The organism is Janthinobacterium sp. GW823-FHT03B06 (assembly GCF_058796955.1).
The window spans coordinates 388,566-409,378 of the sequence record NZ_JBXAJE010000004.1 but is presented as its reverse complement, the minus strand read 5'-3'; the positions used below and the strand labels follow the sequence as shown (position 1 = coordinate 409,378).

The window sequence follows — 20,813 nt, the reverse complement described above, 5'->3', positions numbered from 1 at the left end:
ATGGTAGAGAAATTCATTTTCCCATCTCGTGGCTTCTACATTGTCGCTCAGAAGTTTGCAGAGGCTGATTTCTTCTTGGAAAAGATGCGTGAAACTCAGTTTCATTTTGATGATTTCTCGTTTAACTTAAGTGCCTTTTCCTCGGCAGCTCGAAGTATAACTTTTTCGCTTCAAGCTGTGATGTGTAAATACCCTAATTTTGATGTCTGGTATGCTCCGCATCAATCCAGTTTGAAATCTAATGGATTAGCAAAGTACTTCGTAAATCTTCGCAATCATATGCAAAAAGTAGGCGATGCTCCTGTCCGTCATTCCGGGGCCACTAGATTTGGAAAGTTAAGGAGTGGTGCGCACTTCATTGATGTAGAGGGTTTAAAGGGAGCCCCAGAAGGTGAAATTCTACAGTTATCTGAGCAATATTTAATTGAAATACTTAAAGTCATTCATCTCTGCTATAGAGACTTTTGGCAATATATTGACCCAAGTGCTATTTTCACAGAAAGAGGACTCAGTCTATTGGGTTGGTCTATCGAAGACATAGAAGAGGCGTTCGGGCTTCCTCGTGGCTGGACTGATGTGCCATACAATGACTCCGATAAGCTCTTTCAACGTCTTCGCCTACTGCAGCGCCAATTTGGCGGTAACGATTCAATGTCAAAATTTTTCGAGAAATATGGTTTAACACAGCAAAGCCCGGAGTAAAGGGCCGGGGTCAGATCCACCATTTGTACACGGGCTGATGCATTGAGCACTGCAGAAGCCCGGTCAGTTAGAATAAAGAACGCACGTCCTCGGCACGCGATGCTGCCGACAAGAACCTAAGGGCTTCTACTGCAACCACAGTACCAATCCGTATCCAAATGGCGGACCTGACCCTGCGCGCGTTAGACCAGCGTGCATCAGATGTTCATCACTGGCCTGCTCGATAACTTCCCGGGCTTAGCCGAGCCAGAATTACCGAATGTAGTCAATTTCCCGAATTGTCTTTCTGTATTGGCATTGGTTGCAGGAATCGATCAGAATTAATGTCAATTGCTTCGACCATTTCCGTGCCCTCCAGGGGAAATTGGTCACCAAGAAATGCATCGAAATACGTTGAAACGTTCGCGCCATTCACAGAATTAAATGATGCGGTGCCTCCAGCGAAGACCTTGTCGAAAATAATGCTGGTCAAGAACGCTTCCCGTTCATGCGTCGGTCGTGTCCACGGTTTTATCGGAATATTGTTGGCGATACGCCTGTCTAGATCGCGTCGAATATTTCCGGAAACCATGTTGTAAACATGTTGTCGGGTGTAGTTGCGATCCTGTGTTAATTTTACAATGTTTCCTATGACGCACCAGATTACGTTCCAAACCTGTGGGATCGAAGCTCGCTCGATACAGTAACGAATCGATTCGGCAACCCGTTCCGTGTATAGAGTGGCGCTTGGTAGACGAAAGCGATCACATTGCTCAAAAAAATATCGTTTGCATTCGTCTACCGCGACTAGGTACCATAATTCTTTTAGCGCAGCAGGATCGGGGTAGGCAATCTTTTCTTCTAACAAGCCTAGCAGCATACTCGCCGGCAGCCCTGACGCGTCCGTTGCCAGAACCCAGTCAACGCCTTCCGGATCAAAGTTAAAGCCTCGGTTGTCGTCCAGTAATTCAATTGCTGATGAATCCGATGATGCACTAAGTGACAGCACACCTTCCCTATACAGGCGCACATAGATTTCAGCGCCTAGGTCGGCGGTGGGAGTGAATCCACTGGATTGTGATCTCAGTGACGCTAGGTCGCGGTCCTGCCAGTCATCATTTGCTGCGACGAGCGCTGCGTACAAGAGCACAGTGTTTGTGTAGCTGAGCGAGCTATAGTCGTATGGAGACTGATTGGCCTCTGATATTTGAAGTGCCTGCGCGATCCTATCGCTCAGATTTTTGGCTGCTGTTTCAGCAGCGCGTTGTTGCACAATGCGAGCGTTGGCCCTGCATTCATCACACGTGTTCGCATATTTTGAATAGCGCCCAGACGCGAATATGGACTTGGAGGTGTTGTAGTCGGTACGTGATGTGACCTCGGCGGGGCTATTACATTCGGCGCACCTGCCCGCAAGCATATAAGCACGACATGAAGCTTTTAGAAGCTTGGTGACATTCTGTTTTGTTAGACCTCGTTCCTGAGCAAGATCGTTCAGTTCTACGGTCCACTCGCCTAGCGAGTCGCGTGCCCAATATTGCAAACAAAGTGAGTTGTCATCGTCGTTGCTGCCGAGAAAGCATAGAAATGGAGAGGCGTTAGGCATCGCAGTGTGTTTTCCGAGCTTGAAAGGACTGAGATTATATCCTTGGCAGAGTGTGTCGTAAGAGAAACGGGTGCGGATTGTAACTGATTCTTGGGCGATGGCGGATCACAGATCGTTTGCGGGAATGCTTACTGCGAAATTGGTGGAATTTTTGGAAAAATCGGGGAAATTTTTACGGACCCTGCCTACATGAGCTCGGGCCTCCCATGGAAGAAAGACGCCTGTGTCACTCGTTCCACTTTTGGGGCGAATTTGCCAAAGTTATCTTACCTATTGGCTACCTTTTTCATTGCGAAAAAAGAGCTACAGGATTTCGTTTGTAACTCTTTGATTTTATTTAATATTCTTGGTGGCCTGGGCGGAATCGAACCACCGACACAAGGATTTTCAATCCTTAGCTCGAATGGATATTTTTTGTTGCATTAATTCATGGTATAGGTAGACAACTCTTTGGGAAGGGCATCGTTGGGGGGATTCTCCAATTTACTATCCGTCGAACTCAGCCACCCATGCGTGTTACCAGCCATGATTTGAATCCCCCTCTCAAAAAAGAAAAAGCTACCTTCGGGTAGCTTTTTCTTTTTTCGTCTATACGCGGAGAGAAGCACTTCGTTCCTCAGGCGCAGGGCAGTGCGCTTCGAATCGACCAACTGCTGTCGCTGCGCTGAAGCCCAGCGCATTAGTGGTTCTAATCAATTTTGTGAATGAGCATGCTTTTACGGCGCCTAGCGTATCAGTTCGTGTCCAAATGGCAGACCTGACCCTGCGTCCTTCGAAGCATGAGCGACGCAACTGCCGAGACAACGCTGACGATGCCTGCTATCAAGAATGCGAACCGGTAACCCGCAAGTTCGGCCGCCTGGGGGAGTTGCCCGCCGGCCAATTGCGTCGCCATTACTGAATGGGCGACGGCACCGAGTACTGCTATGCCCACTGCGCCACCCAGCTGGCGTGCAGTGTTCTGTAGTCCTGCTGCAAGACCCGAGTCTTTCCGTGGAACGCCTGAAAGAACTGCTTGCGTGGCACTCATCATCACCAAGCCGTTGCCAGCGCCGACCAGCAATGTAGGCAGCAGAAATTCGCTGACCTGCAATGGGTGAACAGGTAGCCAATTGAGCCAGATCAGGCCTGCTGCCGACACGAGGCTGCCAATGAAGGGCAAATGTTTAAAGCCAGCGTCCCGCAAATAGCGTGATGCGATCGATGCGATAGCCAGTGCCGAAGCCATTGGCAGTAAAGCCAGTCCGGTGTCGAGCGGACTGCGCCCGTCGATTCGCTGCAGCGCCTGCGACAGAAAGAACATCGACACCGTGAGAACCGCGCCGAGGCTCAACACCATAGCCATTCCGACCGTTACGTTTCGCAGGCGAAATATTTCGAAATTGATCAGGGGCTGGGCCGAACGGCGTTCAGCTGCGATGAAGGCGACGAACATGATCAGCGCGGTAGCCAAGGCACTGAGCACGGTACTGGATGTCCAGCCTGCATGTACCGATTCTGAGATCGCATAGAGACACGAGGCCAACGCCAGCGTGACAGTGGACGCTCCCAGAACATCGAGCTTCGCCCGGGCGTCGTCCGTTAGCTGTGGTCGCAGACAGCCGGCAACAACCGCAGCCAGGACGATACCGACAGGTATGTTGACGAACATCACCCAGCGCCAGCTGGCTAGGCTCGTCAGCAAGCCGCCAATGACCACGCCAAAGGCGGAGCCCATCGCGGCGCAGGCCGCCCACAGGCCGATCGCTCGTTCCTGACTCGCCCCCTTGGGATGGGCGGCGACGATGACTGCCAGCGGTGAGGTCGCCAGTACCGACGAGCCCAAACCCTGCACTGCGCGCGATGCCAGCAGCATGCTCCCGGAAGTCGCAAAGCCACCTGCCAGGCTGGCTCCAGTGAACAGCGTCAAACCCCACAACAGAAGGCGCCGGCGCCCATAGATGTCGCTGGCGCGTGCAGCGAGCAACATGAAGCCACCCAGCAACAGCAGGTAGATGTCGACTACCCACTGCAATTGGACAGGTGACAGACCCAGGTCATCGCGCATCGCCGGTAGCGCGACGTTCACGATGGCACCGTCCACCACGACCATGAAGGCACACACGCAGGCGACGAAGGTAGCAATCCAGGTCGATACGCCACTGCGCAGCAGCGGTGGCGGCATCGCCGGTACGGAAGATATAGACATTTGTTGACCTTTCAGCACGATGACGGCGGCGACTGCCGCCTAAAAGTTTGGTAGGAGCCAAGTATGCTGAACAGCATGAAAAGTCATATAACGGTAAATGGACTTAAAATGGTGATAAATGGCCAAACTGAATCCTGAGCATGAGCAACCGGAAGACAACTTCAGCGAGTGGTCGGATGGCCCTCGTCTGATCGCCTTGTTGGGGAATGACGATCAGGCCAGCGAGTACCGCCTCGGAACACGCGAGTACGGTTTGCATCACCACCATCGAGGGCAGGTGTTCTGCGTAGAAGCCGGGCTCATCCATGTGCGGACAGCTCACGGGTCGTGGTTGCTCCCGCCGAACCGGGCCGGCTGGATGCCGCCAGGGGTACCGCATCAAGTACGTGTCAGCGGTGCTCTTGCCGGCTGGAGCGTGTTCATCACGCCGAAATCCAGTGCGTGCTTGCCGAGCCAGCCTTGCGTGATCGGCATCACCGAGGTGTTGCGCGCATTGGTGCGCCGGGCCGCCGAATGGGACAAGTCCGCTCAGCTGGCACTGGACCAAGAGCACGTCGTTACCGTCATCCTTGACGAAATCCGTCGCGCGCCGCATGAGTCGCTGCACTTGCCAATGCCGACAAATGCTCGGCTGGAGCGCATCGCTCGGGCGATCCTGGACGATCCCGGTTCGATTCGAACATTGGAAGCTTGGGCAGATTGGGGCGCGATGTCGGCTCGAACGCTGCGCCGTCAGATGCAGGCTGAAACAGGCCTGAGCTTTGCCCAATGGCGCCAGCAGGCACAACTCACGCACGCCTTGGAAATGCTGGCGCGTGGAGACTCGATCACGCATGTTGCCGACACGCTGGGCTATGCCTCACCGAGCAACTTCATCGCCATGTTTCGCCGTTCCTTCGGCGACTCCCCGGCACGATACTTTGCGGCGCGTTCTGTTGGCGGCAGTTGAAGCACTGACATCAATCGGCTGCCTCCCATCATGGAGATCGGGCAGGCACGCGCTTGGACGATGCGTACACGCTGGCAGCATCTTTAAAAATGACAGGGGGGATATTCATGCCTGTTTTCTCATGCAATATTGGTCGAACTCGGCAGCTCGGAGGAGAGGCGCTGCTCTCTGCAACATCGGTCCAGGCCGCATGAAGCATGGGTTGTTGAATTAGGTAAGTCCGTTTCTATTGACCTATCACATACCTTGCCGTGGGTGTTGAGCATACCTTTCAGTGTATGAATTGTGCTGCGCCCACGTAGCAGTACTCATTGCCATTCCCCTTATTTGCAAGAAGAATTCTATTTTAGTTATGTGGGGTAGACGTCGGTGATCTATCCCTGTTTGTGATGTGGGAGGGCCTTCTTGATGTCATCGTTGATGATGCCGAGGTTCGAACACATAACAACAAGGAACGGGTGCAGCCATGGATGTATGGAAAGCGATAACCTATGTGAGTTCGCCTCTGACGCTCGTAGCATTCCTTGCTGCCGTTGTGGCATGGGTTTATGTCACCCAGCTTAAACGTACTGAGGTACTAATCAATAGCGCCAAAGAATCTGACAGGCGCATATTGCTCGAAGGCGTGCTGGAGGTGCTTCGTGTCAATGTGGACAAATTACCTCTGGCGCGGCGATTTGAGATTGCTACACAGCTTCTGCACGGAAGGGCACTTAAACTCAAACTGGCATTTGCTGCGTTCATGGTGGTGGCGTTTGGAATGCTTGCTTTGTCAGCTTTCGCCATTTATCAATTACCAGCGGAACAATCTATCAAGGATCTGCTGGAGGGGCAGCAAAAGCTAGAGGCAGTGGCTGCACTGAAGAGACATCAGATATATCCTATTTCTGATACTGATTTGCCTCGTGCTCTGAGCGAGCTAGTAAAACTCGACAAGAATGAGTTGAAGTTGGGGATACTTGAGAGAACGCAGAAAATGCAGGAAAAAATTGACGCAGCTCCATCTGTCGCCGAACTACGGAGACGGGCGGAGCGAACGGAGGCTCCCTTTGAACGTCTGGGCCTCAAGCTATGGGCAGGCGTTCCCAAAATAGGTCCAGATCAGCCACGTCGGTTTTATGTCAATGTACCAATAGGTGCAGACTATGCATGGAAAAGGCTGAGGATTATCAATCCAGCCACAAATGAGGAAATCAGGGTGATTGCACGCCCAGTGATAGATGATCAGATTCGAGACGTTGATATTCACCTTAATTATCAACAAGCCGCACAGCTTTTTGGTACGCAGATTTCTGAAAGAAAGAAGGAATTATGGGCGCAGGTGCTGGGGCCGGGTCAGCTTTATGATCCAAGTTGTGAACCAGCTCGCAAGCCGGCGGAAAAGAGGCGGTTGGCACAATGTGATCCTGAAGAGTCACCTGACTATTTTGTTATGTTAAAGTCCCGGCCATAAGCATGTCGTGCTGAGTCTGCTCGAGCGTGACACTACAGCCATATCTTCGGGAGCAAGGTACGCGCAAATACATAATCTGTTTTGTCGACGATATGCGGCTTACCGAAGTCCTGTACAACCCATGTACTGCACGGCGACGCGGGATGCGTAATTCACGGACGCCGCCACCGCCGTTATTCCCCCGCAAACCTTATCCCATCTCAACTCCCCTATTGTTTCCCGCATGTATCGTAAGCCTCTCCCATCACCCCCGGAGAGTCCCGTGCCCTATGCCTGCACCAAAGTCGACGATCTGGAAAAAACCACCATGGTTGGCAACCACCAATGCGTCGCGCTGGTCCGCCACTACGCGGGTGCGCCTGCCACATTGGCCTGGAAGCAGGGCGAGGCAGTGCTGGGGAACCGTTTGCTGCGCAATGGCACGGCCATTGCCATATTCGTCAACGGCAAGTATGCGAATCATCAGCAAGGCAATCACGCGGCCCTGTATATGGGACAGGCGCTGGACGGGATCATTGTCATGGACCAGTGGGCGGGCAAGCGCCCGGGCATCGTGACTTCGCGCACCTTGCGTGCCAAAGGCCAGTACAAGAATGGCTTGCATATCGACCCCAGCAATAATGCCGACGCTTTTTTCGTCATCGAATAAGGGAGCATCGATGCAACATCAACGTTTGCTGGCCGGTGCCGCCTGCTGCCTATTCCCTGTGTTTGCGCAGGCTGCGCTGCCCGCCGTGAATGCTTGCCCGGACAGCGTGCCTGCGACAACGATCAGCCTGAGCGCCGTGCCGGCCGGCTGGACGCCGTATATCGGCGGCCCCCTCTACCTGAGCGCCGCGGCGCCGATCGACGGTGCGCCGGCGCGCAGGGGGCAGCTCGTGCCCAGCGGGGAGCGCACGAAGCAAGGGAGAGCGACGCTCAGCTACCGGCTGGAAGGCCCCTACCCAGACGGCAAGTGGCTGCAATGCAGCTATGGCGTGCATGGTGAAGTCACGCTGTCGCGGAGGATGGACGACAGTGTCAGCCTGTGCGAGTTCACCTACAGGAAAGGCCGCAAGGCCGGGCAGAACGAGATCGATATCGATTGCCGGTAAGTGAGTTGGTATCAGCGGTATTGCCGGGTGAATCGCAGGCCGTTGCAATCAGTGCTTGCGGCTGTGCATGTCGGCTTACGCGTTCCGCTAAGCCGACCTACGCAACTGCCGCCCGCCGGCGGGCCAGACGCAAAAAAGCCCGCCGAAGCGGGCATTGTCACTCTACAGTCAAGCCAAAAGCTCAGAACTGGTTCATGGTGTTGTCTTTACCAGCCGCCTTGAGCGCCGCTTCGCCGCTGAAGTAATCCTTGTGATCGTCGCCGATGTCCGAGCCGGACATGTTTTGATGTTTCACGCAGGCGATGCCCTGGCGGATTTCCTTGCGCTGCACGCCGGCCACGTAGCCCAGCATGCCCTGGTCGCCGAAGTATTCCTTGGCCAGGTTGTCGGTCGACAAGGCGGCCGTGTGGTAGGTCGGCAGGGTGATCAGGTGGTGGAAGATGCCGGCTTCGCGGGCCGAGTCGGCCTGGAAGGTGCGGATCTTCTCGTCGGCCTGGACTGCCAGTTCCGTCTGGTCGTATTCCACGCTCATCAGCTGGGCACGGTCGTAGGCGGACACGTCTTTGCCTGCCGCTTTCATCGCGTCGAAGATTTGCTGGCGGAAGTTCAGGGTCCAGTTGAACGACGGGCTGTTGTTGTACACCAGCTTGGCGTTCGGGATGACCTTGCGGATTTCGCTGACCATGCCGCCGATTTGCGCGATATGCGGTTTTTCCGTTTCGATCCACAGCAGGTCGGCGCCGTTTTGCAGCGAGGTGATGCAATCGAGCACGCAACGCTCTTCGCCGGAACCGGCGCGGAACTGGAACAGGTTGCTCGGCAGGCGTTTTGGACGCAGCAGCTTGCCTTCGCGCTTGATGATGACGTCGCCATTGCCCAGCGCGTCGGCCGACACTTCTTCGCAGTCGAGGAAGGAGTTGTATTGGTCGCCCAGGTCGCCTGGTTCAGTCGTGACGGCGATCTGCTTGGTCAGGCCGGCGCCCAGCGAATCGGTGCGGGCGACGATGATGCCGTCGTCCACGCCCAATTCCAGGAATGCGTAGCGGATGGCGCGGATCTTGGCCAGGAAGTCTTCGTGCGGCACCGTCACTTTACCGTCCTGGTGGCCGCATTGTTTCTCGTCGGATACCTGGTTTTCGATCTGGATGCAGCAGGCGCCCGCTTCGATGAACTGTTTCGCCAGCAGGTACGTTGCTTCGGCATTGCCGAAACCGGCGTCGATGTCGGCGATGATGGGCACGACGTGGGTCACGTGGCCGTCGATCTTGGCCTGGATCGCTTGCTTTTCAGCACCTTGGGCCGCATCCAGCTGGCGGAACAGGCCGCCCAGTTCGCGGGCATCGGCCTGGCGCAGGAAGGTGTACAGTTCCTTGATCAGTGCCGAGACGGCGGTTTTCTCATGCATCGACTGGTCCGGCAGCGGGCCGAACTCGGAGCGCAGGGCGGCAACCATCCAGCCGGACAGGTAGAGGTAGCGGCGGTCGGTGCTGTTGAAGTGCTTCTTGATCGAGATCATCTTCTGTTGACCGATGAAACCATGCCAGCAGCCGAGCGACTGGGTGTACTTGGATGGGTCCGCATCGTAGGCAGCCATGTCGTTGCGCATGATCTTCGCCGTGTACTTGGCGATGTCCAGGCCGGTCTTGAACTTGTTCTGGGCGCGCATGCGGGCGGCGGACTCGGGATTGATGGCGTTCCATGCGCTGCCTTGTTGGTCTTTCAAACCAGCAACAGCTTTGATGTCGTCTTGATATTGGGACATGTGAATCTCCTAAAAAGAAAAGCTATGTTTGAGAAAATCGCCGAGTGCGCCACAACGTCTTGTCGAAGCAAACTGCATGACTAAATAGTAGGCCGATTCGCGCCGATCTTCAAGTCTTATATAAGACATATAACTTAAATTAAGTCTTTGTTTTTCAACGGCTTAATTATTATTTTTCATGATGTGAAATGAATTTTCAAAAAGTGAGAGGATTTATTGCTGAGTCTGCTGTTCGGAATTCCGCGATGTGAAACGTCTTTTCAGAATTTGGTGCAGCGCGACAAAATCTGGGCGGAAAAAAAGCCACCCGAAGGTGGCCTTGGCCGCTGGCGGCTGATTTAGCGTCCCACGGTCTGCCGCTGATCCTTGATGAACAGCGCCGTCAGCATGCCGATCACGCACACGCCGATCACGTAATAGGCGGGACCCAGCACATTGTTCTTCAGCATCAGGGTCACGACCACGGGCGTCAGGCCGCCGAAGATCGCATACGACAAGTTGTAGGAAAACGACAGTCCCGAGAAGCGCACCTGGGCCGGGAATGCTTGCACCAGCACGTAGGGCACGGCGCCGACGACGCCGACGAACAGGCCCGTCATCGCGTACAGGGGCAGCAGCAGGTCGGGGCGGTTGCCGACGGTGGTGTAGAAGAGATACGTACTGATGGCCAGCAGTACGGAGCCGGTGAAGATCACGCGCTTGCCGCCCAGGCGGTCCGCCAGCATGCCGGCGATGATGCAGCCGAAGGCCAGGCACAGGGTCGCCACGGTATTGGCGACCAGGGTGGTGCGCGGGGCGATGTGGTGGATCTTTTGCAGCAGGGCGGGCGTCATCAAGATGACGACGACGATGCCGGCCGACAGCATCCAGGTCAGCAGCATCGAGACGACGACGGCGCCGCGGTGGCTGCGCAGCACGGATTTCAAAGGCATTTCCGTCGCCAGCGCCTTGCGCTGCTGCATTTCCGCAAAAACAGGGGTTTCATGCAGCCAGCGGCGCAAATACATGGCGCCGAAGCCGAAGATGCCGCCCAGCAGGAAGGGATAGCGCCAGGCGCCCTCGCTGATTTCCGCCGGCGTATAGACGGTGTTGAGGCCCGTCGCCACGAGCGAGCCGAGCAGGATGCCCACCGTCAGGCCGGCCGTCAGCACGCCGCAGGCAAAGCCCGTGTAACGGCTCGGCACGTGTTCGGACACAAACACCCAGGCACCCGGCACTTCGCCGCCCACGGCCGCGCCCTGGAAGATGCGCATCAGCAGCAGCAGCAGCGGGGCCGCCAGGCCGATGCTGGCGTAGGTCGGCAGCAGGCCGATCAGCAGGGTCGGCACGGCCATCATCAGGATGGACAAGGTGAACATGCGCTTGCGGCCAAGCAAGTCGCCGAAGTGGGCCATGACGATGCCGCCCAGCGGACGCACGACGTAGCCGGCGGCGAAGATGCCGAAGGTTTGCAGCAAGCGCAGCCATTCCGGCATTTCCGGCGGGAAGAACAACTGGCCGATGGCGTTGGCAAAGAAGACGAAGATGATGAAATCGTAGAATTCCAGCGCGCCGCCGAGGGCGGCCAGCGACAGGGTTTTATAGTCTTGCTGGGTGAGGGGACGGCTTGCGGCGTGGATGGCGGCGGTGTTGGAAGTAGGCATGTGTCTCGTTCTTGTGTGTTATCGGAGATTGCCAGATCTAGCATACGCATTTCCGCCGCGTGAGTAAACGCGGGGCGTATGGGGATCAGCCTCAGCTGTGCTTAATACAACGCCGCTATCATCGGCGTTGACTTCATTGGAAAGGACACAGTATGCATATCATGATCGTGGGCGCCAGCCGGGGCCTGGGACGCGCACTGGTGGACGGTTTGCTTGCTGACGGACATGCTGTCATCGGCGTATCGCGCCAGCAACCCGCCGACTTGCCTGCCGGCCAGGGCACGCGGCTGCAATGGATCGCGGCGGACCTGGCCGCACCCGCGGAGGCTGTCGAACGCATCGCCCGCGAAGCGCCCGCTGTGCTGGACGCGGTGATCTATAACCTGGGCGTGTGGGAAGAAAAAGCCTTCAGCGATGACTACGCTTTCCTCGGCGATGCGGACGAAACTATCGTCGACATGGTCAATACCAACATCACGTCAACGATATTGCTGCTCAAGCGGCTGGTGCCGCGCTTGCTGCCCAGCGGCAAGCCGCAGCTGATCCTCACGGGGTCGACGTCAGGCTTGCGCCAGAGCGGCCGCCCGGAAGTGACGTTCAGCGCCTCGAAATTCGCCCTGAACGGCATCGCCGATGCCTTGCGCGAAGGTTTCCGTGCACAGGGACTGGCCGTGACGGCGCTGCAGCTCGGCTATCTGAATACCTACGATGGCTTGTCCGTGCCGCTGGCGGACGCCGCCGCGCGGGGCGAAGGCGAGCTGATCCCCGTGCATGACGTCGTCGCCGTCGTGCGCATGCTGCTGAACCTGTCGAGTGCCTCGTTCGTGCGCGAACTGGTACTGCCGGCGCTGCGCGACGAGCGTTTTTAGCCGCTAGGCGTCTTTGCCATAGACTTCGGACCAGCCGAGACGCTCTTCCAGCCACTCATCCGCTTCGGACGAGTCCATGTGCAGCAGCAGGGCGCCCAGCCGCAAGTTGCCCTTGGCCAGGGCCAGCACGGCGAACACGGATTCCAGCATGGCGGGATCCAGCTGGCCCTGCAGCTCGCGCGCGGCGATGGCGGGCAGCTGCGCCCAAGTAGCCTGGTAGCTGGCGGCCAGCCAGTCCGGCAGCGGCGGATTGTGCGGGCGGTGGCGCTCCAGCTCGATCAGGGCGATGAGCGCATAGAAATCTTCCTCGCGCGATGGTGCGTTGCCCAGCAGGTGGACGAGCTGGGGTACGGCCGCATACGAGGCGACGCCCACGTCGCCCTGGTGGTGCAGCTCTTCCCACAGCTCATGCCAGACGTCCTCGCCCGCCTGCATGGCCTTGAGCGCCCCGGCCGCGTCGTAGGGCATGCGGTAGCCGCCTTCCAGGGTGGGCCAGATGGGATCGTCGAGTGATAGCAGCATGGGTTTCCTTGATGGGACAGCTCGGGTGAGCAAACGCGCACTATACAAGCGCTAAGCAAGCACCCGGCGCACGCAGCGCGCATGGCCGTCAAATTCGCGCGCGTTCTGGTAGGCGACGCCCGTGTCGAAATCCTTGCACCAGGCTTCGTCCTCGATGTCGCCAGGCTCGCTTGACCAGTGCCAGTTCGGCCGGAACGCCTCTTTCAATGTCGCATACAGCAAGGTCTGCTCGCGCCGATCCGGCAGGCTGTGGCCCAGGCTGGTAGCCCAGTTGGATGCGGCTTGCCAGGAATGGTTCTCCTGCTCGTACTCGTCCGGCAGCAGCACCAGGTGGTAATCGGGCGCGCCATCCCAGCCGAGGATCAGGCCGGCATAGCGTTCGCCCGGCTGCAGGGCGATGGGCGCGTCGGCCGATGGCGCCAATGTGACCCGGCGCACGGCGCAGGCGCGGCCTGAATAAGTCTTGCGATAGTTGTACTGGGTGCCGTTGTCGAAATCGTGGCTCCACGCCATTCGGGGCAGGCTGGCGTCCGCTTCCGACGACCAGTGCCAGGCATCCGGGAATGCGTGGCCCAGGTTGGCGTGCAGCAGGGCCAGTTCGCTGCGCGTCGGCAGGCAGGCGCCGCGCGCTGCGGCCCAGTCCAGCGCGGCTTGCCAGGGCAGGGTATCGGCCTCGCCGGGCAGCAGGAACAACTGGTAGCCGGCGGTGCCATCCTGACCCGGAATGATGCCCGCGTAGCGTTCGCCGGCAGCGGCGCCCAGCACGCCCGGGCAATGCTCAAACCAGCCATCGTCTTCTTCCGTGGCAATAAATGCCGCGGTCAGCGCCTGCTGCGCGGGCGGCGCGGCGGCCAGCAGGGTGTTGAAGCAGGTGATGGCCGAGGCGTGGGGTGTGCCGGCGCCGTTGGCGATGCCAACGAGAAAGTCACCCGCCCAGTCGGGCAGGGTGGCGATCAGGCGCGGCAGTTCGTGCAGCAGGGCAGTGCAATACGCCGTCTCGCCGAAACGCCAGGCGGCGCGGTTGGCCGTCTGGTAGGCGCCGTAATCGTGCTCGGCCTGTACGGATTGCACAATCGCCAGCGCGTAGTGCGCGCCCTCATTCCCCGTCAGCGCATCGAGCATGGCGCAGTAGCGCTGGAAGCGCCGCTGCGCTTCATCGGGCGGCGTGTGCTTGTCGCCATCCTGGATAATGTTGCCCACAATTAGTAATTCGGCTTTCCAGAGTTCAAAGGCTGTTGGCATGGCTGTGGCTGGCGAGAGTGGCGGCGGACATGATTATGCCCGGATCATTGGTGTTTCAGCGTGACAATTGAACATGCTAAAGTCCGCCTATGCCGCCAGCCCGGTGCGGCTTTGCCTGGATCATGATTGATGCCCACCTGGACTTCCCCGCCCCAACTCGTCGCCCTTGCCGCCTTGTATGCGCAGGCGCAAGCCCATCCTGAAACGATCAGCGACGCGGCCTTCCTCGAGGCCGTCAAGGCTGCCCACTGGCCCACCAATTGCTGGAGTTACGTGGAAGCATCGTTTGCCATCATCGCGCCCGCCTGCCTGCTGCGTCCGCATCTGACCGCCGGGCTGATCGTATTCCCCATCGATGCCATGATCGCGGGCGGCCTGGACGATGCGGGGCAAGTCATCGCGATCGGCCTGGACTGCGCCACGCGCGACGCGCCGTATGTCGAGGTGAGCGAGGATGGCGGGCGCTGGCTGACACAGGTGTGGCCGGGACTGGGGGAGGTGGTCGAGACCGTGTTCCAGGCCAGGCTGCAAGCGGCGCTGGCCGATGACGATGATGAATAAGCGATCAACAAACGCTGAGGCTTGACGCCGAAAGCCCGTTTACGTTAGGGTATACGTAACTACTTACCTATATTCTGCTCAACATGTCCTCCAACCTGCAAACCTATGGCTCGCTGATGCTGGCCAGCCGCCTGCGCCGTCTTTCCGATCAACTGTATGCGGGCGTTGATACCAGCTATCTGGCGGCCGGCGTCGAGCTGACGTCACGCTGTTTTCCCTTGTTATTACTGCTGCGCGACAATGGCCCCACGGCGATCACGGCCCTGGCCGCGCAGATCGGGCAGACGCACCCGGTGGTGGTGCAGCTGGGACGCAAGCTGCTCGATGCCGGCGTGGTGGCGGAGCTGCCGGACGCCAAGGATGAGCGGCGCCGCCTGCTGGCGCTGTCCGACGCCGGGCAAGCCTTGCTGCGCAACATGGCGCCCCTGTGGGACGACGTGCGCGCCGCCGTCGATACGGTATTCGAGCAAGGCACGCCGCAGCTGATGGCCAGCCTGGACCGGGCCGAAGCGCGCTTGCAGGCGCAGGGCTTTGGCGAGACGATCGCCGCGTGCCGGCGCCAGCGCGAGCGGGCGGCCGTGGAAATCATCGACTACGACGCCGATTACGCGGCCGACTTCAAGCGCCTGAATATCGCCTGGCTGGAGCGCTATTTCTATGTCGAGGCGCTCGACGACAAGGTGCTGTCCGATCCGCAACGCTCGATCCTCGACGATGGCGGGCAGATTTTCCTCGCGCGTTTGGACGGCAAGATCGTCGGCACCTGCGCCCTGATCCGCGCCGGCGGAGACAGCATCGAGCTGTCGAAGATGGCCGTCACGCCGGAATGCCAGGGCCTGGGCATTGCGCGCCGGCTGATCGAACGGGCCTTCGACGCCTTCGAGGCCAGCGGCGCCAAGCTGCTGTTCCTCGAGTCGAACAGCAAGCTGGCGCCCGCCATCCGCCTGTACGAAAGCAGCGGTTTTACCCATGTGGCGCGGCCCGCCGGCGACGCCCATTACCAGCGCGCCGACGTCTACATGGAATGGCAGGGCAGGTAGCACACGCCAGGGCGCCACGCGGCGCTCCCCATCGGCCGTCTCCCGCGTTACAATACGTGCTCCCATAACGGAACCACGGTTCCACTATCGAGAGACGCCGACGCCGCATGCCTTCCTTCCCGATGCCCTTCCCGCAGATGATCGTTCCCCCGGAGCCCACTCAGGCGCGCAGCAAGCAGGCGTTCGAGCGCCTGCTGCTGGTGGGGGAACAGTTGCTGGCGGAAAACCGTTTCGATGAAATCGGCGTGGCCGACCTGGCCAGGCTGGCGGAAACATCCGTCGGCACGTTTTACCGTTTATTGGGCGATAAGGACACCCTGAGCCGCTTGCTGCTGCAGCGCTTTTTTTCCGACATGGTGGAAAAGGTCGAGACCCTGACGGAACTGCGCCAGTGGGAAGGGCGCAGCCTGGAAGAGTTCATCCGCGCCATGGTGGCCATGTTCGTGGCCGTGAATGGCGGGCGCAGCGGCGTCTTGCGGGCCTTGATCACGCGCGCGTCGCAGGATGCGCAATTTCGCGACAGGGTGCACCAGATCAATCATCTGATCTCGCAGCGCACGGTCGCCGTGCTGGCCAGCAAGTCGTCCAGCATCCGCCACCCGAACCCCACGCAGGCGATGATGGTGGTGCCGCCCGTGCTGCTGGGCATCCTGAACCAGCATACCTTGACGGGTTCGCTATCCTTTTTGTCGGGCGCGGCGCTCGAGGATGAACTGGTGCGTGTTGCTTTAAATTACCTGACTTGAGATATTTAGCGATTTAACTTGAAATCGGAATTCGGATTCCGTATTATGTTTTCCAACAGCAGGAAAACATATTCCTGCATCTGAACACAAAGCATGTTCAACAGCAAGGAGACAGAATGCGGCGTCACACGACATCCGATGTTCCATTGCATTACCTCGACCTGGGCAGGGAGCAGGGCGATCCCGCGCAGTCAGAGCCTATTTTTCTGTTGCACGGCCTCGGTTCCTGCGCCGAAGACTGGCGTCCGCAGATCGATGCCCTCGGCAGCAGCTTTCGCCTGATCGTGCCCGACCTGCGTGGCCATGGCGCCAGTCCCGCGCCAAACGGCGACTGGCAGATCGGCGACTTCGCCAACGACCTTTTCAATTTGATGGACCAGCTCGATGTGCCGCGCGTGCACATCGTCGGCTTTTCCCTGGGTGGCATGGTGGGCCTGGAAATGGCCAACCGCGCCCCTGGCCGGGTGGCCAGTTTGTGCCTGATCAATTCGCAACCGTTTCAGGGCAGCAAGCCGGCGTCCTTGCTGTTTGCCTACTGGCTGCGGCGCACGGTGATCGCCACCTTCGGCTTGAAAGCCATGGGCAAGATCATCGGCAAGAAACTGTTTCCCGATCCTGCCCAGCAGCCTCTGGTCGAGCGCTTCGCCACGCAGATGGCGGGCATGGACAAGCGCGCCTACCTGGCCGCGCTGGACGCCATTTTCCACTGGGATATCGACATCCATTTCCAGGCCCTGGCCATGCCCGTCTTCATCATGGCGGCCGACCAGGATTACACGCCCGTCGCCAGCAAGCGGGCCTTTGCCGCACAGTTTCAGCAGTGCGAGATCGAGATCATCGCGAACTCGCGCCATGCCACGCCCCTGGACCAGGCGCAGCGTGTGAATACCTTGTTGCAGTCCTTCCTCGCCACACATTCAAAATAAACAGGCCACTCGCCGCACGGGCAGGGGCCGGGAAACAGTCATCGCAGGGCAGGTGCACGCTTCACGCGCGCGGGTACCGTGACGTCTTGCGATCCTGATATCCGGCCGTCTTCCCTGGTGGTAAGCAAGCCTGACATTGGAGACGCTATGAAACTTGCTTTGAAATTGATGCCCGCCGCCCTTGCCGTTGCCGGCGCCTTTGCCACCCAGGCCCAGGCGCAGGAGGCCGCCACGTCTGGCGCCGCCAGCGCCCAGGAAGCCAGCGACGCAAAAGAACGCATGGAAACCGTGACGGTCTCTGCCCGCCGCCGCGAAGAACGGCTGCAGGACGTGCCGCTGGCCGTCACGGCGTTTTCCGCCAAGGCCCTGGAACGGGCGAATATCCAGAACCTGGCCGACTTGCAGGAGCGCGTGCCGAACCTGACCGTGTACGCTTCGCGCGGCACGAATACCACCCTGACCGCGTTTATCCGCGGCGTGGGCCAGGCCGACCCCGTCTGGGGCGTGGACCCGGGCGTGGGTATTTATTTTGACGACGTCTACATGGCCCGTCCGCAAGGCGCGCTGCTCGACGTGTTCGACGTGCAGCGCATCGAAGTGCTGCGCGGCCCGCAAGGCACCTTATACGGCAAGAACACCATCGGCGGCGCCATCAAGTACATTTCGCGCCCCCTGGCAAAGGAAAACGGTGCCTCGGCGGAAGTAGGGATTGGCAATTACAATCAGCGCAACTTCAAGGCCGCCTTCAATGTGGCCAACGAGAACGGCACCTGGCGCGCGCGCCTGGCCGCTGCCAAGCTGGACCGCGACGGTTTCGGCCGCAACACCTTTAACGGCGAACAGGTCAGCGACCAGGACAGCACGGCCGCGCGCCTGTCCGTCGGCTACTTTCCGCAGGACATACCGCTCACCGTCGTGCTGAGCCTGGACGCCACGGACGACAAGTCCGGTGTGCGCGGCTTCCAGCGCATGGGCGTGAGCGCTTTCGATCCGCTCAAGCGGCCCGCCAGCACGGATGCGTATGACATCCAGAGTGGCATGCCGGGCAACAACTTCACGCACAACCGGGGCGGTTCGCTGGTGGCCAACTACACCTTGTCGAACGACTGGTCCGTGAAAGTGATCGGCGCCAAGCGGCGCAGCACGTCCGAGCAAACCATCGACTTCGACGGCTTGCCGCAACCGATTGCCGACGTGTTCGGCGATTCGCGCGACGAACAGAAAAGCCTGGAATTGCAGGCCTCGTACAGCGGCGACTACGGCGCCGGCGTGATCGGCCTGTACCGCTTCGAAGGCACGGCCGGCGGCGGCATCTACAACAACTTCCTGGGGCGCCAGTTTACGACCGCCGTCAGCACGGTGGAGACGGACAGCACGGCGCTGTACACGGACTGGACCTGGCCGTTGGGCAAGGTGTGGAGCATCAATGCGGGCTTGCGCCACACGCGCGAGGAAAAGCGCGCCATCGTGCTCAACCGCGCTTTTGCCGATGTGGGCTTCACGCGGCCCATCCAGACGGCGGCCGACTTCGACAAGTCCTTGTCCGTCAGCAATACCTCGCCGAAAATTTCCGTGCGCTATGAAGCGTCGAAGACGACGAATTTCTACAGCAACCTGTCGCGCGGCTTCAAGTCCGGCGGCTACAACGTGCGCGCCAACAATCTGGTGGTGCCCGATTCCGCGCGGCCTTACAAGGATGAAAAACTCGACGCGCTGGAAGTGGGCATGAAGTATGCGGCGCCCGACGACACCTTCGACGCCAACGTGGCCCTGTTCTACAACCGCTACAAGGATATTCAATTGTCCGTCTTCACCAGCTATGTGCAGCCGGGCGGCGTGCCGGGCTTCTATGGCGACTTCACGAATGCGGGCAAGGGCACTGTGAAAGGCGCGGAGTTCGAATTCTCGTGGCGGCCGAACCGCCAGTGGGAAGTCAACGGCTTCCTCGCCTTGCTCGATGCCAACTATGACGAGTTCATGAGCGGAGGCAAGAACATTGCGGATACGCAAAAGTTCAGCAATACGCCAGCCCGGCAAGTGGGCTTGAACGTGACGCGCACGGACCGCGACGTGTTCGGCGGCGCCTTGCGCAGCATGCTCGGCTATGGCTATCGCAGCAAGGTGTATCCGACGACGGACTTGAGCGAAACCCTGGCGCAGGGCGGCTACAGCATCTGGACGGCCGGCGTCGTGTGGGAAGCGCCAAAGAACTGGACCTTCAGCTTGCATGGCAGCAACCTGGGGAATAAGCGCTACCGCACGGATGGCTACAACATTCCCGCCGTGTTTATCCTCGACGGTTTCTATGGTCCGCCGCGCCAGATCATCGCCAAGGCTGGCTACAAATTTTAGAGTTCTTCACTGCCGGGGCCGGACCCGTTGGGTCGGGCCTCGCGGGTCGGAAGTGCCGGCTTGACGGGCGTCAAGCCGGGTCGTTGTCGCTGTTTTCGTCGTGAATAATAATCAGGAGACTGGCATGGCACATCTGCATCAGCAACTGCGTCATTTATTTTCTGCACTGATCGCCGCCTGCGGCTTGCTGGCCGCGCTGCCGGCTTCCGCCGGGCAGTGGGACTTCGGCCTGTACGCGAGCCTGTGGGGCTCGCGCGAATACCAGGTCTGGCTGCCGAGCAATTACAATCCGAATACGCCGCTGCCCGTCGTGCTGATGCTGCACGGCTGCGGCTCCGAGCCCAACAGCATGGCTGCCGTCAGCCGCTACAACCAGCTGGCCGACAGTGAAAACTTCATCGTCGTCTATCCGCGCCAGAACGTCACGGCCAACCCCATGCGCTGCTGGAACTTCATGTTGCCCTTGAACCAGGAGCGGGGCACGGGCGAGCCGGCCGTGCTGATGGGTATCTTGAACAAGGTCAAGAGCAAATATGCGGTGCAGGACAGCCGCGTGTACGTGACGGGCATCTCGGCCGGCGGCGCCATGGCGTCCATCATGGCCGCCTGTTATTCCGACGTGTTCGCTGCCGTGATGGTGCATTCGGGCGGCATGTACAAGGGCGCCACCGGCCTGGTCACGGCGGCTGATTCGCTGTTCAACGGCAGCTCCTTCGACCCGAAAGTGCGCGGCAAGGATGCCTGGCGCTGCTCCGGTTCGCCGCGCCGGCTGATGCCGACGATGGTGTTCCACGGCACTTCCGACATCGTCGTCAATCCCGTCAACGGCGAACAGACCATCGAGCAATTCCTGCAGACCAGCGATTACGGCGACGATGGCCTCGACAATGACAGCGTGCGCTACCGTGCCGACAGCATCGTGCGCCAGACGGTGCCGTACGGCCGCAGCTATTCCATCGACACCTACCTGCACAACGGCGCCGTCATCGCGCAAAAGTACACGATCGAGGGCATGAACCACGCGTGGAGCGGCGGTCCTCCCGGCTGGCCATTCAGCGACGAGCTGGGCCCGGACGCCACCGTGATCAGCTGGAATTTCTTCAAGAATTACCAGCGCTGATGCTGTAAGGAACTAGCAGCTTGTACAATGGGGCGCAGCAATTGCGCCCCATTTTTATG

18 protein-coding genes are annotated in these 20,813 nt (G+C 59.1%); 12 read left to right on the top strand and 6 right to left on the bottom strand.

All coding sequences use genetic code 11. From position 1 onward, the window contains the following. A complete protein-coding gene (locus AC1RBA_RS16525) occupies positions 1 to 702 on the top strand; it encodes a hypothetical protein (protein WP_492419163.1) in 702 nt (233 codons plus the stop codon). Positions 703 to 967: 265 nt separating this feature from the next. Here the strand turns inward: AC1RBA_RS16525 and AC1RBA_RS16520 are convergent, their stop codons facing one another. Together AC1RBA_RS16520 and AC1RBA_RS16515 are read right to left on the bottom strand one after the other, a co-directional pair. Further along, on the bottom strand, positions 968 to 2,287 hold the full coding sequence (locus AC1RBA_RS16520; RefSeq protein ID WP_492419161.1) for a hypothetical protein: 1,320 nt from the start codon (positions 2,285 to 2,287) through the stop codon (positions 968 to 970). Between the two features lie 733 nt (positions 2,288 to 3,020). Then, on the bottom strand, positions 3,021 to 4,475 hold the full coding sequence (locus tag AC1RBA_RS16515; protein WP_492419159.1) for an MFS transporter: 1,455 nt from the start codon (positions 4,473 to 4,475) through the stop codon (positions 3,021 to 3,023). 118 nt (positions 4,476 to 4,593) lie between these two features. Here AC1RBA_RS16515 and AC1RBA_RS16510 point away from each other — a divergent pair, with 118 nt between their 5' ends. The 4 genes from AC1RBA_RS16510 to AC1RBA_RS16495 all read left to right on the top strand — a co-directional run bounded on the left by AC1RBA_RS16510 (position 4,594) and on the right by AC1RBA_RS16495 (position 7,971). Continuing rightward, positions 4,594 to 5,424, top strand: a complete 831-nt coding sequence (locus AC1RBA_RS16510) for an AraC family transcriptional regulator (protein WP_492419158.1) — start codon at positions 4,594 to 4,596, stop codon at positions 5,422 to 5,424. Between the two features lie 466 nt (positions 5,425 to 5,890). After that, complete coding sequence (locus AC1RBA_RS16505) at positions 5,891 to 6,877, top strand: hypothetical protein (protein ID WP_070291185.1); 987 nt, start codon at positions 5,891 to 5,893, stop codon at positions 6,875 to 6,877. A gap of 262 nt (positions 6,878 to 7,139) precedes the next feature. After that, positions 7,140 to 7,526: a BPSL0067 family protein gene (locus tag AC1RBA_RS16500; RefSeq protein WP_492419156.1), complete on the top strand. Its 387-nt coding sequence runs from the start codon at positions 7,140 to 7,142 to the stop codon at positions 7,524 to 7,526. 10 nt (positions 7,527 to 7,536) lie between these two features. Continuing rightward, positions 7,537 to 7,971 carry an STY0301 family protein gene (locus AC1RBA_RS16495; RefSeq protein ID WP_492419154.1) on the top strand — a complete coding sequence of 145 codons (435 nt, stop codon included), beginning with the start codon at positions 7,537 to 7,539 and terminating at the stop codon, positions 7,969 to 7,971. 181 nt (positions 7,972 to 8,152) lie between these two features. Here the strand turns inward: AC1RBA_RS16495 and AC1RBA_RS16490 are convergent, their stop codons facing one another. After that, the gene (locus AC1RBA_RS16490; protein ID WP_070310553.1) at positions 8,153 to 9,733 is read right to left on the bottom strand and encodes an isocitrate lyase; all 1,581 of its coding nucleotides are present in this window, start codon (positions 9,731 to 9,733) and stop codon (positions 8,153 to 8,155) included. A 338-nt stretch (positions 9,734 to 10,071) separates the two neighbouring features. Further along, complete coding sequence (locus AC1RBA_RS16485) at positions 10,072 to 11,376, bottom strand: MFS transporter (RefSeq protein ID WP_492419152.1); 1,305 nt, start codon at positions 11,374 to 11,376, stop codon at positions 10,072 to 10,074. Positions 11,377 to 11,528: 152 nt separating this feature from the next. Here AC1RBA_RS16485 and AC1RBA_RS16480 point away from each other — a divergent pair, with 152 nt between their 5' ends. Further along, positions 11,529 to 12,245, top strand: coding sequence for an SDR family oxidoreductase (locus tag AC1RBA_RS16480; RefSeq protein ID WP_492419150.1), 717 nt, complete (start codon positions 11,529 to 11,531; stop codon positions 12,243 to 12,245). 3 nt (positions 12,246 to 12,248) lie between these two features. Here AC1RBA_RS16480 and AC1RBA_RS16475 read toward each other — a convergent pair whose 3' ends face one another. After that, complete coding sequence (locus AC1RBA_RS16475; protein WP_492419148.1) at positions 12,249 to 12,767, bottom strand: hypothetical protein; 519 nt, start codon at positions 12,765 to 12,767, stop codon at positions 12,249 to 12,251. A 51-nt stretch (positions 12,768 to 12,818) separates the two neighbouring features. Further along, positions 12,819 to 14,009 carry an Lcl C-terminal domain-containing protein gene (locus tag AC1RBA_RS16470; protein WP_492419146.1) on the bottom strand — a complete coding sequence of 397 codons (1,191 nt, stop codon included), beginning with the start codon at positions 14,007 to 14,009 and terminating at the stop codon, positions 12,819 to 12,821. A 129-nt stretch (positions 14,010 to 14,138) separates the two neighbouring features. Between AC1RBA_RS16470 and AC1RBA_RS16465 the strand changes: the two genes are divergently transcribed. From AC1RBA_RS16465 to AC1RBA_RS16440, 6 genes are all read left to right on the top strand, one after another. Beyond that, the gene (locus tag AC1RBA_RS16465; protein ID WP_492419144.1) at positions 14,139 to 14,570 is read left to right on the top strand and encodes a hypothetical protein; all 432 of its coding nucleotides are present in this window, start codon (positions 14,139 to 14,141) and stop codon (positions 14,568 to 14,570) included. A gap of 83 nt (positions 14,571 to 14,653) precedes the next feature. Continuing rightward, positions 14,654 to 15,610: a bifunctional helix-turn-helix transcriptional regulator/GNAT family N-acetyltransferase gene (locus AC1RBA_RS16460; RefSeq protein WP_492419142.1), complete on the top strand. Its 957-nt coding sequence runs from the start codon at positions 14,654 to 14,656 to the stop codon at positions 15,608 to 15,610. A 107-nt stretch (positions 15,611 to 15,717) separates the two neighbouring features. Further along, positions 15,718 to 16,356, top strand: a complete 639-nt coding sequence (locus AC1RBA_RS16455; RefSeq protein ID WP_217649394.1) for a TetR/AcrR family transcriptional regulator — start codon at positions 15,718 to 15,720, stop codon at positions 16,354 to 16,356. A 116-nt stretch (positions 16,357 to 16,472) separates the two neighbouring features. Then, the gene (locus AC1RBA_RS16450; RefSeq protein WP_492419140.1) at positions 16,473 to 17,282 is read left to right on the top strand and encodes an alpha/beta fold hydrolase; all 810 of its coding nucleotides are present in this window, start codon (positions 16,473 to 16,475) and stop codon (positions 17,280 to 17,282) included. 147 nt (positions 17,283 to 17,429) lie between these two features. After that, positions 17,430 to 19,634 (top strand): TonB-dependent receptor, encoded by a 2,205-nt coding sequence (locus AC1RBA_RS16445; protein ID WP_492419138.1) that lies wholly within the window; start codon positions 17,430 to 17,432, stop codon positions 19,632 to 19,634. Between the two features lie 124 nt (positions 19,635 to 19,758). Further along, positions 19,759 to 20,754, top strand: coding sequence for an extracellular catalytic domain type 1 short-chain-length polyhydroxyalkanoate depolymerase (locus AC1RBA_RS16440; protein ID WP_492419136.1), 996 nt, complete (start codon positions 19,759 to 19,761; stop codon positions 20,752 to 20,754). Positions 20,755 to 20,813: the final 59 nt, after the last annotated feature.